The following is a 15327-nucleotide window of genomic DNA, read 5'->3' as shown; positions in this document are numbered from 1 at the left end:
CCTCACCCAATGATCCCCGCGGCGCCCGCTGACAGTCTCATGTCGCCGGCCTTGTTCCACTCGCGGGAGCCGCTCTCATGGCCTGGGCCCAAGCCTGGGCCGGCGACCTGATCGCCCTTTCCATAACGGCTGGATTACAGCACGAAATCGCCGGATTTCAGGCTGCGGATACCGGCAAGACGAATGATGCCTTCCGCATCCTGGTCGGCATCCGTATTCAGGAAGACCCGCGCCTCGGAGCCCGCGACCTCATACCGGACCTGTCCTGCCGTCGTGAACTCCCCTTTGCCGATGAAAGCGAAGGCCTGGTTTCCGCCGCGCAGAGCGTTGGCGTCGATCCCCGCCAGATCCAGATGATCCCGGGCGCCGCGACTGAAATCGCGCACGATGTCCGCGCGGCTCAAGGCGGGATCGACAGCGCCGATGGATTGCCAGCGGAACACGTCGGCCTCCGATCCTCCGGACAGCCAGTCCTTCCCGGAGCTTCCGAAGATGGTATCCCGACCGGCATCGCCGTAGAGCCTGTCATCGCCCGCATGGCCGGAGAGGCGGTCGCTGCCGGCTCCGCCGCGAAGCACGTTGTCACCCGTGGAGCCTTTCAGAACATCGTTGAACGCACTGCCCCATACGCCCTGGATACTGGAAAGACGGTCGCCGGAGGCATCGCTGCCAGCCTGTGTCCTTTTCAGGAGGTCGATGGCCACGCGCCCTGGAGAATCGCGGTAATCGGCGTAATCGAATCCGCTGCTGCCCGACAGGAGATCGGCGCCCGGTCCGCCTCGGAGATAATCATTGCCGCTGCCGCCATAGAGCGAGTCGTTCCCGCCGCCGCCATAGATCCGGTCATGACCGCCGCCGCCCCTGAGAACATCCGCAGCGTCGGCCCCGGGATCGGAACCGCTCCCGGATCTCAGGTCGAGACGGAAGATCTTGCCGCCGTAATCGACGATGTAGAGGTTGCCGGATCCGTCCTCCCCCATGGATGAAACGGAACCGATTGGGCCGCCTCCCACTGCGACCTGTCCCGTCCGATCCTGGAACGACCACGAACCGGAGGCCCGTTGCAGGGACCAGATCCCGCTGCTGGCGAAATCGGAGAAGAAATACGTTCCCTGAAAATCCTGCTCGGGGCCGCGATAGACATAGCCTCCAGTGACCGCCTGACCGAGACTGCGATCATAAAAATGGATCGGGTTCGCATAATTCGGGAACGATCCGGGATTGAACGGCCCCTCGGTGACGCTCCAGCCGTAATTGGCTCCGGCCCTTCCGAGATTGATCTCTTCGTAGGTGCTCTGGCCGACGTCGCCGATATACATCTCGCCGGTCAGGCGGTCGAAGCTCACGCGCCAGGGGTTGCGCAGTCCGGCCGCATAGATTCCCGTTCCCACCGCACTGCCCGCGAGCCCATCGATGGAAGCCGGATTGTCGGTGGGCAAGGCGTAGTTCCTGGCAGCATCCGTCGGGAAGGCATCGGACATCACGTCGAGCCGCAGGATCTTGCCCAGTTGATTGCCGAGGTTTTGCGAATTGGCTCCGTCGGCGCCGTCGCCGGTCGCCACATAGAGATAGCCGTCAGGGCCGAAGCCGATCCACCCGCCGCGATGGTTGGTGGACGACGGGTAGTCGATCCGGTCGATCAGACGCATGCTGCCGGCGTCGGCAACGAGGGGGTTGGACGCCAGCGTCCTGTATTCGCGGATCTCCACATCGCCGGCCGTCGTGCTGAGATAAACGTAAAACGTCCGGCTCGTGGCAAAATCGGGCGCGAAGGCAAGGCCGAGAAGGCCCTGCTCCCCATCGGTCGCGACTTGGGTGGACACGTTGAGAAAAGAGGTGCCGAGGGTCTGGTTCGTCGCGGTGTCATAGACCTTCACCAGCCCGCGTTTCTCGAGGATGAAGAGGTGCCTTGGATCGCCCGGCGCCGACGTCAGGTACAGGGGATTTTCCAGGCCGGACACGATCATGCTGGCCGCCATGGTGGGCGGGGTTCTGGCGTTGGGATCGTAGCCGTAGATCACATCCGCCGCACCGGTGCCGCTCAGCCGGTCTGCAGCCTGACTTCCGATACGAACTGCCATGGTCGACCTCCCGGTCCTGCCCCCATAGCGATCGTTCTGTAACTCTTTGATTTACAAGATTAGGCTGCCCTGAGCGACAAGTCATTCCGCCGCCCAGGGCAGAGCAATCACGCCGTTTCCGTCTCCATCGCCTCGAGCTCGCCGATCAGCCGTTCTATCATCGACAGGCCGATCTGCCAGAAGGACGGATCCCCGGCATCGAGGCCGAAGGGGGCGAGGAGCTCCGAGTAATGCTTGGTGCCACCCGCCGAGAGGAGTGCGAAATAGCGGTCTACGAAGCCTTCGTTGGAACGTTCATAGACGCCGTAGAGCGAGTTCACGAGGCAATCGCCGAAGGCATAGGCGTAGACATAGAACGGCGAGTGGATGAAGTGCGGGACGTAGGTCCAGAAGCTCTCGTAGCCGGGACCCAGGCGGATCGCCGGTCCGAGGCTCTCGTCCTGAACCGACATCCAGAGTTCGCACAATTTGTCTGCCGTGAGTTCGCCGTTGCGGCGCTCCAGATGCACCTTGCGCTCGAAGGAATAGAACGCGATCTGGCGAACCACCGTGTTGATCATATCCTCGACTTTCGCCGCCAGCATCGCCTTGCGCTGCACCGGATCGGTGGTCTGGTCGAGGAGGCGGCGGAACGTGAGCATCTCGCCGAAGACGGATGCCGTCTCGGCCAGCGTCAGGGGCGTGGGCGCCATGAGAGCCCCGTTGGGTCCGGCCATGACCTGATGCACGCCATGTCCCAACTCGTGAGCCAGCGTCATCACGTCCCGCGGCTTGCCCTGGTAGTTCAGGAGCACATAGGGGTGGGCCGAGGGCACCGTCGGGTGGGCGAAGGCCCCCGGCGCCTTGCCGGGGCGGGTCGGCGCATCGATCCAGTTCTCGTCGAAGAAGCGCTGCGCGATGTCGGCCATGCGCGGCGAGAAGGCTGAATAGGCCGAGAGAACCGTGTCCTTCGCCTCGCTCCAGGAGATGGTGCGCTGCTCGACCTTCGGCAGGGGTGCGTTGCGGTCCCAATGGTCGAGCTTGTCCTTGCTGAACCACTTGGCTTTCAGGGCGTAATAGCGATGCGACAGGCGTGGATAGGCCTCGCGCACGGCGGAGACCATCGCCTCGACGACCTCGCGCTCGACCCGGTTCGCCAGATGGCGGGAATCGGCCACGTCCTTGAAGCCGCGCCAGCGGTCGGAGATTTCCTTGTCCTTGGCGAGCGTGTTCGTGATGAGGGTGAAGGTACGAAGATTGGCCTTGAAGGTCTTTGCCAGGGCGTCGGAGGCGTCCTTGCGCACGCTCTCGTCCGGGTCCTGCAGCTTGTTCAGGGTCGGTTCGATGGGCAGATCCTCGCCGCGCACCGTAAAGCGCAGGGACGCGATGGTCTCGTCGAAAAGGCGGTTCCAGGCAGAGCGTCCGGTGACCGACTTTTCGTGGAAAAGCTGCTCGATCTTATCCTCGAGCTGATAGGGCTTGTCCTTGCGCAGATCCTCGATCCAGGGCCTGTAATGAGCGAGCGGCCCCTCGCTCATGGCCTTGTCGAGCACGGCATCATCGATCCGGTTGAGTTCGAGCCCGAAGAAGAGCAGTTCGGTCGAGGCCGCGGTCAGGCGCTCCTGGGTGTCGCCATAGAACTTCGCGCGGACCGGGTCGGTGGTGTCGCCGGAATAGACGAGGCCCGCATAGGACATGAGGCGGCCGAGAAGGTCTTCGAGCGCCTCGTATCGCTTCACCACCTCGTCCAGTCGCTCGGACGCCTTCTCGCCCCTGGCCATCTCATCGAGCTTGCCGCGGAAGGCTTCCGCGAACGCCTTGCACTCGGTTTCGGCCTTCGCGAGATCCCGCTTGAATTCCTCACTGTCCATGCCGGGATAGAGATGGGACAGGTTCCATTCCGGCAGCGGCCCGAGTTCGGCCTGCGCGGCGCCGGCAGAGGACGGATGGTACAAGGGAGAAGCGTTCTGAGAGGTCACGGACGACAGCCTGATTGGGAACGGACTAAAGGAATGGTTCTGCACACATATTGGCCGCCGCGCTCTCCGGATCAACCCATATCGGCCGAGGGGTGGATTCCGCTCCCGCCCTTCGTTAAGAACCGGTTTACCCTTCTCGACCAGCATCGCCCGAACGATTCCCGGAGGTCCTTTTGCATCTTCATACCCGTCTCCGGTCATCCTCTGGACGATACGCTCGTGGGAAGGCAGGACGCGCGCTTTGGCGCGGCCCTTTACAGAAAATTGAAGGAACTTGGCCTAGACGATGAAGCCGCATGACGTTTTGTGCGTTAAGCGTAACAGAACGTGTGCGGGAACACTGACGAAATTCATTTGATGGAGGAATCTTCCGTCCTCCACTCTCATTGCGACGAGGAGCAAGATCATGCGTGACCTGCGCAAGACGGCACTTTGGCTAGGTCTCATTGGATCTGTTTCCCTCCTCCCCCTTTCCGCCCTGGCGGAAGATACGGGAAGCTCCCAGCCCGACATCGCTCAGTCCGTTCCTGCAGAACCCTCCTTCCACGATGTCGCCGTTCGGCAGTCCCCCGCGCAGAAGGACGAGGCCTCCCAGGCCATCCCGATCCCTGAGCCGGCACCGGTCACCATCGAATCAGCCGATCTGAAGCCCGCTCCGGCCATCGACATTCCCCTGCCCGATGCGGCCCCCGTGACGGCCCTGATGCAGGCGGACCTTTTCCGCATGGCCGTGGAGGGCTTGTTCGCGGACGATGCCGCCATGCGGGAACTGCGCGTGAGCGGCAAGGATCGGGAAGCCCTGTCGGCTTTCTACGCGCAGGCCGAGCGTCCTCTGGTCTGGACGCAGGACGGTGCCTGGTCGCCCGCTGCACAAGGGGCGATGGAGCGCCTGAAGGCCGCTGACGAAGACGGCCTCGATCCCGCCGATTATTCCCTGCCCGACAGAGGGTTGCGCAAGGATGCGCCTCCGGCCCAATGGGCCCGGGCCGATGTGAAACTCTCCCTGTCCGTGATCCGCTATGCCCGTGATGCCCGCGGGGGGCGCATCGATCTTGCCCGCCTTTCGCCCCTGGTGACCCCGAAGCTCGCCCTTCCGGCGATCGACGAGGTGTTGCGCAAGGTCTCCTCCGCCGGGGATGCGGGCGGAGTGCTCGAGGCCTACAACCCGCCCCATCCTGGCTACAAGGCGTTGAAGGAGCGGCTGGCGAAACTGCGCGAGAACCATCCCTCGCAGCCGAGCGTGCGCCTGCCCCGGGGCCCGATCCTGCGCGTAGGCATGAAGGATCCGCGCGTACCCCTGATCCGCGCGAGATTCAATCTTGCCAAGGGTACGGACAATCAGACCGTCTATGACGAGCGCGTGGCCTCCGCGGTGGCCGCCTTCCAGAAGGAAAAGGGCCTGCCGAACACGGGCGTTCTGAACGCCCAGACGGTGGCGGCCCTCTCGGGCCCCTCGGTGGCGCAACGGCAATCCGACCTGATCGCCAACATGGAGCGCTGGCGCTGGCTGCCGGCCGATCTGGGGCAGCGGCACATCATGGTGAACGTGCCCGAATTCCGCCTGCAGGTGGTCGAAGGGCACAACGTAGTTCACCAGACCCGCGTGATCGTGGGCAAGGAACAGTCGCAGACGCCGATCTTCTCCGAGAACATGAAGTATCTCGTAGTCAATCCGTCCTGGACGATCCCGCCGTCGATCATGAAGAAGGAGATCCTGCCGGGACTTGCCAACGATCCCTATTACGCTGCACGCAAGGGTTACAAGATCATCCGCAGGGGCGACCGGATCACGGTCCAGCAGCCGCCGGGGGAGCGCAACGCGCTGGGCTTCGTGAAGTTCATGTTCCCCAACCAGCATGCGGTCTATCTGCACGACACGCCGAACCGCAATCTGTTCTCAGCCGGCAAGCGCGCGTTCAGCCATGGCTGCGTGCGCGTCGACAAGCCCTTCGAGCTCGCAGAAGAGATCATGGGCAAGGACGGCAAATGGACCGAGCAGAGGCTGCGCGGGCTCATCGGCAAGGGCGAGCGCTACGTGCACCTGACCAATCCCCTGCCCGTGCATCTGACCTACTTCACGCTCGCAGTCGACGAAAAGGGCGAGGTGAGGCGTTTCGAGGATCTCTACGGACTTGACCGCAAGGTCCGCGCCGCCTTGAACCTGTCCGAATAGCTCCCTCTTCCCATCCGTTTTTCGGCGAGTTTCTTTCGCTCACTTAACGGGAAGGTAACCGTCCTCGGCAAAGATCCTTTCACCATAAGGATCGCTGCATCCACGGATGCGGACCGGTAAAGACGAGTATCACAGTGAGAGTATTGCGTACGGACCGCCTGGCGCGTCGCGCCGGCATCGGTCTTGCGGCCTTTCTGGCCGTCATCGTGGGCGGGGTGCGCGGCACGCAGGATGCGGTGGCCAATGGCGATACCCGCACGCTCAGCCTTTACAACAACAACACTAAGGAAAGCCTCACCGTCACGTTCCGGCGCAACGGCCAGTACGATTCGGGCGCCCTGCAGCAGCTCAACTGGTTCCTGCGCGACTGGCGGCGCGATGAGCCGACCCGCATGGACCCGCGCCTGTTCGATACGGTGTGGGAAGTCTATCGCGAGGCTGGATCGAGCGCGCCGGTGCATGTGAACTCGGGCTACCGCTCTCCAAACACCAATTCGATGCTCCGTCGGCGCTCCAGCGCGGTGGCCAAGAACAGCCAGCACATGCAGGGCAAGGCCATGGACTTCTACCTGCCGGATGTGTCGACTGTGCGCCTGCGCGCCATCGGCATGCGGCTTCAAAACGGCGGCGTCGGTTATTATCCCAATGCCTATACGCCCTTCGTCCATCTCGATGTGGGCAGCGTGCGTGCCTGGCCACGCATGACCCGCGCCCAGCTCGCGAGCATCTTTCCCGACGGCAAGACCGTCCACATCCCCTCCGACGGCAGACCCCTGCCGGGCTATGACGAGGCCCGTGCCGAGGTGCTGGCCAAGGGCGGCACGGTGGCCGGCTACACGGCCTACGCGGATGCAGGGGAGGCCGTCGCCAGCCAGCCGCGCCGCAAGAGCTTCTGGGCCACCCTGTTCGGCCTCGGCGGAGACGACGAAGAGGAGGATGCGGAGGAGATCCGCGTCGCGTCGCGGCCGGGCCGGGCGCTCATCGCCTCCCGCCAATCGCAGCCGACGCAGAACTATTACGCCAGCGACAGCAGTTCATCGGTCTATGCGGCGCTGCAGCCGGGCCAGACCCCGGAGCCGACGCGTCGGGCCCCGGTCGCGATCCAGCCGCGGGCCGAACCGCCCGCTCCTGCGGTCGTCGCCGCCATGGCGCCGGCCCTGCGTGAGGATCTGACCCCGCCAGCCTCCGCGCCGCTGCCGCCGACCCGGATCAACGGAGCGCCCGGCACCGTCCAGACCGCATCGGGCCCGGCGCTCGCGTGGCAGCAGGGACCGGAAGCCCAGATGTCCATCGCCAAGGGCATGTCCTTCGCGCCGATGCCGCCCCGTCGCCCCGATGCGGATGATGCGGGCGCAGACACTGTCGCAGGCACCGTTGCCGTGGCCTATGCCCCGCTTCCACCGGCCCGCCCGGGCTCGCTTGCGGCGACGAACCCGATCCCCGGCATTCCGGAATTGCGCGGTTCCACCGAAATGGCCGCGGTCCAGCACCCGTTGCCACCGCCGCGTCCGGACCTGCGTACCATCGTGGTCGCCGCCGCAAGCCCAGTCGACATTCCGGTCACCGGCTCGACGCCTAAGGAAGTCACGAAGGCAAAGCCCGCGGCGGCTCCCGAAGCCAAGGCCCAGCCGGCCGCAAAGAAGCCGCCGGCGACGGCGCTGACCGCTCTGATGTCGGCGGAACCCAGCCTGCATATGGGCTTCTCGAGCAAGCCCGTGGGCGATCTGGCCACGAACCGATTCACAGGACCGGCGGTCAAACCGCTTCCCGTCGCGCGCTGAGAACAGGGCTCCTCCCGGAGCCCTGTTCGATCAGATCGTTGCCTGGAAGGCAGGATCACTCACTCGCCGTGCTGCCGGCCATAGGGATTGCGCCCCGGCGAGGTCCATCCTTGCGGCGGCGCCTTCGGCCGGTAGACCTCCACCAGCAGCGGATGGCAGACAGCCACATCGCTGGAATGCTCCGTGCTGCAATCGCCGCCCGGGCAGGCGGAGAGCGCGCCCAACAGGTCGATCTCAGCGAAGAATTCGAGATAATCGCCCGGCCGGACGGGGCTCGCCTTCATGAAGTACTGCCCCGTGTCACGGGTGAACCCGGTGCACATGAAGACATTCAGCACATCGTGCACCGCCGGCTCGACCTCCTCCTTGGGACGGTCCAGACCATGGGCCAGGGCGCGAGTCAGGTTGGAGTGGCAGCAATAGTGATAGTCCTGGCCCGAGAGCAGCCGGTGCGTGTAGGGATCGCAGCGCGTGCCGATCACGTCGTGCACGGAGCCGCCGTACTCGTCGAAGCCGTACCAGTCGAGGGTGTCGTGGGTGATCGTCGCCATCGGCCGCAGATACGGCAGGGACGACCAGAGCTGGTCCCCGGTCGACAGATGCGTGCCGTTGAGAGCCCTGGTCTTGCCGGAGAAGAAGCGCTCGCCGAGATCGTCCGCCGACCAGAGATTGAGGTCTCCCACCTGCGGTCCCTCAATGCTGACGATCCGGAAGAAGCAGCCCGCGGGCACGTTGAAGGAGCGCGCGTCGCGGGGCGGGACGATCACCTCATCGACCTTCTGCCAGCCCTCGCGAGCGGCCCGGTACGCAGCGAGATCGGGTCGCGGCAGGGTCTCCACGGGGTAGCAGATGACGGGAGCGATCTTGCGACGCGCGTGTGCGTCGACAGGTTCGGACACTTGGTCCCGGGTCAGCTTCATGCATCTCTCCAGCTCTTCTTGGTCAGTTCCTTATAGGAAACCGGATCGTCGCAAGCGAGCGGGAAGCATGCATGGCAGATAGTCGGATCGGGGAGAGAGCGCTTTTTGCTTGAGCCGGCCGCTATCCCGTATGGTATGGCACCATCGCAAGGACGGCCGCATGACAGACCTGGATACCCGCCGCGCCCTGGAAGACTTTCCGAGCCGGACCTCCGCCGATATCCGCTATTCCGATCTCGACCGGCAGGGGCACGTGAACAACGCGGTCTTCGCGACCTTCTCGGAGGTAGGGCGGGTAGCCTTCATGTACGATCCGGCACGGCCGCTCGCACCTGAGGGCCGGAGCTTCGTCATCGCCAGATTGCTGATCGACTTCCGGGCTGAGCTCTTCTGGCCGGGCACGGTCGACATCGGCACAGGCGTTCTGAAGGTGGGGCGCAGTTCGTTCACCCTGGGGCAGGACCTGTTCAGCCAAAGTCATCTTGCGGCAGCCACGGAGGCCACCATCGTCATGGTGGACAAGGAAACGCGCGGCTCGACGCCTCTACCGCTGCAGACCCGCGATATTCTGCAAGAGTTGATGTTGAAGGATGAATCCTAGTCAAGCGCTCGTAGAGCAGGCCGTTTCCTTGCCGTCATGGCCGGGCCCGTCCCGGCCATCCCAATACGGAGAAGCGTGGCGCCTCAAACCATCGAGATCACCGGCACAAGGCCGGTGATGACGGAAGCGGTCAGGTTAAACCTATCCGAAACAAGAAAGGCCTCGCAGGGCGATCTGCGAGGCCTTTGGAAGGCTTGAACGGCAGGAACGGTTCAGACCATTCCGAGCGCCTGCATGTAGAGCTCGAGGATCGCGTCCTCCTCCTGGCGCTCGGCGTAGTCGCGCTTGCGCAGGGAAATGATCTTGCGCAGGACCTTGGTGTCGAAGCCGTTGCCCTTGGCCTCGGCATAGACGTCCTTGATGTCGCCCGCGATGCCGGCCTTTTCCTCCTCGAGACGCTCGATGCGCTCGATGAAAGCCTTCAGCTGGTCGGCTGCGACGGATTCGGTGTTGAAAGCTGCGTCATCCATGAGGAAAGCCCCTTACGTGTGGTGTTGGCGCCAGTGTTATGGCTATTTGGTTGAAGCCGTTTTAATGCCCCGGCTTCGATTTCTCAAAATCGGCGAGCTGGGATGGGGCGGCCTCGCGCTGGTGGCGGTCCTTCCATTCCTCGTAGGGCATGCCGTAGACGTGGGTCCGGCTCTCATCCTTGGAGAGCGCGATGCCCCGCTCGTCGGCGGCCTCTTTCAGCCAGTTCGACAGGCAATTCCGGCAGAACCCCGCCAGATTCATGAGGTCGATGTTCTGAACGTCGGTCCGTTCCCGCAGATGCTCGACAAGCCTGCGGAAGGCGGCGGCCTCCAGCTCTACCTGAGTTCTCCCGTCGATGTCCTTCATGAGCCTACCCTCCATGCTGGCGCAGGCGGTCGCGCGTGCGGGTGCCGAAAATCTTGGGCTCCCGAAGCTCCTGCCGGCCGGCGAGCGGCTTGATCAGCCGCGCGAAGCGGTCGGCCCATTCCTCGGCCCCCTCCTCCGCGGCGGTCAGATCCTGGCGGATCTCGATAAGCGCATTGGCGAGGCCCCGGATGGTGGCGTGACGGTCGACAGTATCGCCCGCAAGAGCCCCATCATAGGGCTCGTTGTCGCCGACGACGAGTCCGCCCTCGGCCTCCAGCCCTTCCAGGAGGGGCCTGGCGAAGCGATCGTCCGCATCCCAGAGGATTCCCACGTGCCAGGGCCGAGGCCTGCCGCGCCAGACCGGCGTGAAGCTGTGGACCGTTACGACGACGGGCGGGTGACCCGCCGCCATGGCCTTGTGGATCGCATCCGCAATCGCATCGTCGTACGGATCGTAGAACCGGGCGATGCGCCTTTGCACCTCGGCGTCGTCCACTTCGGCGTTGCCCGGTACCACAGCGCCGTCGGACAGGCGCATGACCAACGTCGGATCGTCGCGGCCTCGATTCGGGTCGATGATGAGCCGGGAGAACCGGGTCAGGATCGCCGGAGCGCCCAGGCGGCGAGCCAGGGAGCGGGTCACGGCCGCGGCCCCGATGTCGTAAGCGATATGGCGCCCGAACTCGGATTCCGGCAGACCCAGATCGCTTAAGTCAGACGGCACGGCGTTGGAGGCGTGGTCGCACAGAATCAGGATCCCCGATTCGACGGAGCCGGGAAGAATCTCGACCGGGTGAGGCTCTGGGCAGGGATCGTCGAGCTTGAGCGCGGCGGAAGCTGACATGGCGAGGAATGAATTTCAGGAAGGGTGGATTGAACGGCGGACGAAAAGCCTTACCCTGCCCCTCCAACCCTGACAACGCGACCTTCCGCGCAACATACTTTCACGACGTTCATGGCCGCCCCATCCACAACGGCCCGGCTCGAGCCGGGCTTCGCCTCCGCTTTTGCCGCGCTCTGCCTCGGCGCCGTCGCCATGGGAGTTTCCCCGATTTTCGTGCGCTTCGCCTCCGCCGACATGGGTGGGGCGCCGGCCGATGTGGGCCCCTTCGCCAGTGCCTTCTGGCGCGTCTCGCTCTGCCTGCCCCTGCTCTACGCCTGGATGCGAATCGAGGAGAAACGCGCCCCTGCCGATGCGCCGAAGGTGCGATTCTCCAAGGCAAGCATCTTCGGCGGCATCGTCTTTGCGGGTGATCTCTTCTTCTGGCATCTGGCGATCCTCAGGACCACGGTGGCGAACGCCACCTTCTTCGCCACCATGGCTCCACTCTTCGTCGTGCTGATCGTCTGGCTCGTGCTGAGGCAGAGGGTGTCGCGGGGCACCTTCATGGGCCTTGCCCTGTGTCTTCTCGGCGGCGCGGCGCTGATCGGCCAGAGCCTGCAGGCTGATCCTGCCCGGATCGAGGGGGATCTCTACGGTGTCGCCACGGCATTCTTCTTCGGCCTTTATTTCCTGGCCGCAAGCCGGGCGCGCAAGACGGCAGGCGCCGCGCGGGTCACGTTCGAGGCAGGGCTGATCACCTCCGCCATTCTTCTGGTCATCGCGCTTCTTTTCGACACGCGGGTGATCCCGCAGACGGCGCAAGGCATCGCGGCCCTTCTCGCCATGTCCTATGTCAGCCACGCGGGCGGTCAGGGACTTCTCGCCATCGCGCTCGGGCGATTGCCAGCGGTCTTTTCATCGCTGGTGATTTTCCTGGAAGCGATTGCAGCGGCCTTGTTCGGCTGGGCAATCCTCGGCGAGGAGCTGACGCTGGTCCAGAGCCTGGGCGGCGCCTTGATCCTGTTCGGCATCTGGACCGCGCGGCCCAAGGTCGACGCGCTGGGCGAGTAAGTCCCGGATCCTCTTCATACGGAGAGTAAAGATCGGCCAAAGGCTCCCCGACCGTGTCGGAAAGGCCATGCGGCCTGCAAAATCTGCAGCATCCCTGCTGTAAAGTCTTGCTCCGGCTCGACTTCTGGCCGACAACGATTCGACATAGTTCTCACAGCATTGTGCGATTTCATTCCTTTCGATTCGATCATACCGCATCCATGAAGGCCGTTCTCCTCTCCTCGTCTCCTCGCTGGCGGCGAAGCCTTGCACTTGCATCGTTCCTCGTCAGTGGGTGCCTTCTGGCCGCATCCCCCGCGAAGGCGGACCTGCGTCTGTGCAACATGACGTCAAGCCGGGTCGGCATCGCGTTGGGCTACCGGGACGCACAGGGCTGGGTGACGGAGGGCTGGTGGAATCTTAACGCCCGCGCCTGCGAGACCCTGCTGAAAGGTCAGCTCGGCGGACGCTTCTATTATATTTATGGCATCGATTACGACCGGGGCGGCGAATGGAGCGGACGCTCCTTCATGTGCACCCGGGAGCGCGAATTCACGATTCGCGGAACGGAAGACTGCCTCGCCAGAGGCTTTGATCGCAGCGGCTTCTTCGAAGTCGATACAGGTGAACAGAAGAGCTGGACGATCCAGCTCACCGAAACGAACCGGCCAGGGGGGCCATGACGATGAGACGCGAACGGCGCACGAAGATCCTTGCAACCTTGGGACCGGCTTCCGAGAACCCGGAGATGATCGCCAAACTGTTCCAGGCCGGCGCCGACGTCTTCCGTCTCAACATGAGCCATCTGCCGCGCGAGAAGCTGAAGGAGCGGGTCGAAATGATCCGCGCCGTCGAGGCCAAGTTCAAGCGCCCCATCGCGATCCTGGCCGATCTGCAGGGTCCCAAGCTGCGCGTGGGCGCCTTCGAGGGCGACAGCACCATGCTCGTGCAGGGCCAGAGCTTCACACTCGATGCCGACAAGACTCTCGGCACCAAGGATCGCGTGCACCTGCCCCATCCGGAGATCCTTTCCTCCCTCGAGCCCGGCCATACGGTGCTGATCGACGACGGCAAGCTGCGCCTGCGCGTCAAAAGCGTGAAGCAGGGCTCGGCCACCACCTCGGTCGAGGTCGCCGGCAAGATCTCCAACCGCAAGGGTGTGAGCCTGCCCGACACCACGATCCCGGTCGCAGCCATGACCGAGAAGGACCGCTCTGATCTCGAAGCGGCACTCGATGCCGGCGTGGACTGGATCGCCCTCTCCTTCGTGCAGCGTCCCGAGGACGTAGCCGAGGTGAAGAAGGTCGCCCGCGGCCGCGCGCTCGTGATGTCCAAGCTCGAGAAGCCGCAGGCGATTACCCGCCTCGACGAAATCATGGAAATCTCCGATGCGGTCATGGTCGCCCGCGGGGACCTCGGCGTCGAGATGCCGCTGGAAAAGGTGCCGGGCATCCAGAAGCGCATCGTCCGCACGGCGCGCCAGCTCGGCAAGCCGGTGGTGGTGGCCACCCAGATGCTGGAATCCATGATCACGTCGCCGGTTCCGACCCGCGCCGAGGTCTCCGACGTGGCGACGGCCGTCTACGATGGCGCGGATGCGGTGATGCTCTCGGCCGAGAGCGCCTCGGGTCAGTACCCGATCGATGCGGTCGCCACCATGAGCCGGATCGCCGAAGAGGTGGAGCAGGACCAGAACTACTGGTCGATCATGCGCACCCTGAACGCAGCGCCGGAAGCCACCGGCTCGGACGCCATCGCGGCGGCCTCCCACCAGATCGCCGACACGCTCAACATCAAGACGGTGGCGGCCTGGACCTTTTCAGGTTCCACCGCCTTCCGCATCGCCCGCGAGCGGCCGAACTCAACGGTCGTTGCCCTCACTCCCAGCGTGAACACGGCCCGCCGTCTGGCGCTGGTCTGGGGCGTGCACTCGATCCGCACGAAGGATGCCAGCGACATCGACGACATGGCATTCCGCGCCTGCAAGTTCGCCCTGCGCGAGGGATACTCGTCCGTCGGCGACCGCGTGATCGTCGTGGCCGGCATGCCCTTCGGCACGCCCGGCGCCACCAACATGGTGCGCATCGCCTTCGTCAACCAGGAACACGCCGCACAGGCCTAATCCACCCCGATCCTGGCCGGCGCGACCCGTTCGGCCAGGGCCATGACAGCCGCAATCACCGTCTCCTGATCGGCATATTGCGGCATGTGGCCGATGCCGGGCATCAGGATCAGCTCCGCACCTGGCACCTCCCGGGCAAAGGAGACGCTGTGGAGATCGGTCCAGACGATCTCGTCCCGGTCGCCCGCAACCACCGTGACGGGCAGCCGGATCTCCCGGTAGCGCCTGCTCTGCCGCAGGACCGCATCGTACATGACGGCGAAATCCTGCATGTTCGCCTCATAGGTTCTCGGCCGGAAAGCCAGGGGAATGAAGCCCTCCGTGACGATGTCCCGCGGAGCCGCCTGCGGCCGGAAGGTCTTTCTCTTCATCGGGGGCCGCAGCATGAGCAGAACCGGCACGGCAAGCGTGCGCATCAGCAGCCATCCCACCCGGGAATCGATCAGGCGCCGGTACCAGCCGATGTAGCCTCCGGGCCAGGGCGACGTGATGCCGGAAAGCACGAGGATCGCTCCCGCCACATCGGCATGATCGAGGGCGAGATGCGGGACGATGGTGCCCGACCAGGAATGCCCGACGATCACCGCATTCCGAACGCCCAACTGCCGCAAGGCACCCGCGATCATCGCCGCCTGGCGGGCAGGCTCTGCTTCGCCCAGGCCCGGCTTGCGCTCGCTCCAGCCGTGTCCGGGACGGTCGAAGGCGAGGACCCGATAGCTTTGCGCGAGCGATCGACCGAGGCCGAGCATGGACTCGACGAGGTTGGATGAAGCGCCGTGCAGCAGGATGACGGTCCCGCGCGGCTCGTCCTTCGGCCCCTCCTCCCGATAATGGAGCCTGCAGCCGTCGACCGCGACGAACCGGCCGGTCGGCGGGTAGCGCCTCTCGATGGTCCAGGCATAGAGATAGGAGAAAGCGGCTCCCAGGGCGAGGAATGCGAGCGGCACGGCGATGACGAGAAGCAGGGTCATCCCCGCAAGC

13 protein-coding genes are annotated in these 15327 nt (G+C 64.5%); 6 read left to right on the top strand and 7 right to left on the bottom strand.

Annotation, left to right across the window (positions count from 1 at the left end):
• Positions 1-134: 134 nt before the first annotated feature.
• The gene (locus KHP60_RS25460) at positions 135-2081 is read right to left on the bottom strand and encodes a PQQ-dependent sugar dehydrogenase (RefSeq protein ID WP_213563561.1); all 1947 of its coding nucleotides are present in this window, start codon (positions 2079-2081) and stop codon (positions 135-137) included.
• 107 nt (positions 2082-2188) lie between these two features.
• Entirely contained in the window at positions 2189-4039 is a 1851-nt protein-coding gene (locus KHP60_RS09010; RefSeq protein WP_213563560.1) for a M3 family oligoendopeptidase, read from the bottom strand.
• A gap of 406 nt (positions 4040-4445) precedes the next feature.
• Here KHP60_RS09010 and KHP60_RS09005 point away from each other — a divergent pair, with 406 nt between their 5' ends.
• Both KHP60_RS09005 and KHP60_RS09000 read left to right on the top strand, forming a co-directional pair.
• Positions 4446-6212: a murein L,D-transpeptidase gene (locus tag KHP60_RS09005; protein WP_213563559.1), complete on the top strand. Its 1767-nt coding sequence runs from the start codon at positions 4446-4448 to the stop codon at positions 6210-6212.
• Between the two features lie 134 nt (positions 6213-6346).
• Positions 6347-7993 (top strand): DUF882 domain-containing protein, encoded by a 1647-nt coding sequence (locus KHP60_RS09000; RefSeq protein WP_311924731.1) that lies wholly within the window; start codon positions 6347-6349, stop codon positions 7991-7993.
• A 59-nt stretch (positions 7994-8052) separates the two neighbouring features.
• Here KHP60_RS09000 and KHP60_RS08995 read toward each other — a convergent pair whose 3' ends face one another.
• A complete protein-coding gene (locus tag KHP60_RS08995) occupies positions 8053-8913 on the bottom strand; it encodes a DUF1989 domain-containing protein (protein WP_213563558.1) in 861 nt (286 codons plus the stop codon).
• A gap of 160 nt (positions 8914-9073) precedes the next feature.
• Here KHP60_RS08995 and KHP60_RS08990 point away from each other — a divergent pair, with 160 nt between their 5' ends.
• Positions 9074-9514, top strand: a complete 441-nt coding sequence (locus tag KHP60_RS08990; RefSeq protein WP_213563557.1) for a thioesterase family protein — start codon at positions 9074-9076, stop codon at positions 9512-9514.
• A 212-nt stretch (positions 9515-9726) separates the two neighbouring features.
• Here KHP60_RS08990 and KHP60_RS08985 read toward each other — a convergent pair whose 3' ends face one another.
• From KHP60_RS08985 to KHP60_RS08975, 3 genes are all read right to left on the bottom strand, one after another.
• A complete protein-coding gene (locus tag KHP60_RS08985) occupies positions 9727-9984 on the bottom strand; it encodes a DUF2312 domain-containing protein (protein ID WP_152712898.1) in 258 nt (85 codons plus the stop codon).
• 61 nt (positions 9985-10045) lie between these two features.
• Complete coding sequence (locus KHP60_RS08980) at positions 10046-10351, bottom strand: DUF1244 domain-containing protein (RefSeq protein ID WP_213563556.1); 306 nt, start codon at positions 10349-10351, stop codon at positions 10046-10048.
• A 4-nt stretch (positions 10352-10355) separates the two neighbouring features.
• Positions 10356-11195, bottom strand: a complete 840-nt coding sequence (locus KHP60_RS08975) for an N-formylglutamate amidohydrolase (protein WP_213563555.1) — start codon at positions 11193-11195, stop codon at positions 10356-10358.
• Between the two features lie 111 nt (positions 11196-11306).
• Here KHP60_RS08975 and KHP60_RS08970 point away from each other — a divergent pair, with 111 nt between their 5' ends.
• The 3 genes from KHP60_RS08970 to pyk all read left to right on the top strand — a co-directional run bounded on the left by KHP60_RS08970 (position 11307) and on the right by pyk (position 14346).
• Entirely contained in the window at positions 11307-12245 is a 939-nt protein-coding gene (locus KHP60_RS08970; RefSeq protein WP_213563554.1) for a DMT family transporter, read from the top strand.
• 200 nt (positions 12246-12445) lie between these two features.
• A complete protein-coding gene (locus KHP60_RS08965; protein ID WP_213563553.1) occupies positions 12446-12907 on the top strand; it encodes a DUF1036 domain-containing protein in 462 nt (153 codons plus the stop codon).
• A 2-nt stretch (positions 12908-12909) separates the two neighbouring features.
• Positions 12910-14346: a pyruvate kinase gene (gene pyk / locus KHP60_RS08960; protein WP_213563619.1), complete on the top strand. Its 1437-nt coding sequence runs from the start codon at positions 12910-12912 to the stop codon at positions 14344-14346.
• Here pyk and KHP60_RS08955 read toward each other — a convergent pair.
• The gene (locus KHP60_RS08955) at positions 14343-15317 is read right to left on the bottom strand and encodes an alpha/beta fold hydrolase (protein ID WP_213563552.1); all 975 of its coding nucleotides are present in this window, start codon (positions 15315-15317) and stop codon (positions 14343-14345) included. The genes pyk and KHP60_RS08955 overlap by 4 nt on opposite strands.
• Positions 15318-15327 lie beyond the last annotated feature (10 nt).

It is taken from the genome of Microvirga sp. 3-52 (assembly GCF_018383585.1).
Lineage (GTDB): Bacteria > Pseudomonadota > Alphaproteobacteria > Rhizobiales > Beijerinckiaceae > Microvirga.
Note: the sequence above shows the minus strand (reverse complement) of the source record. Positions and strands in the feature narration are given on the sequence as shown.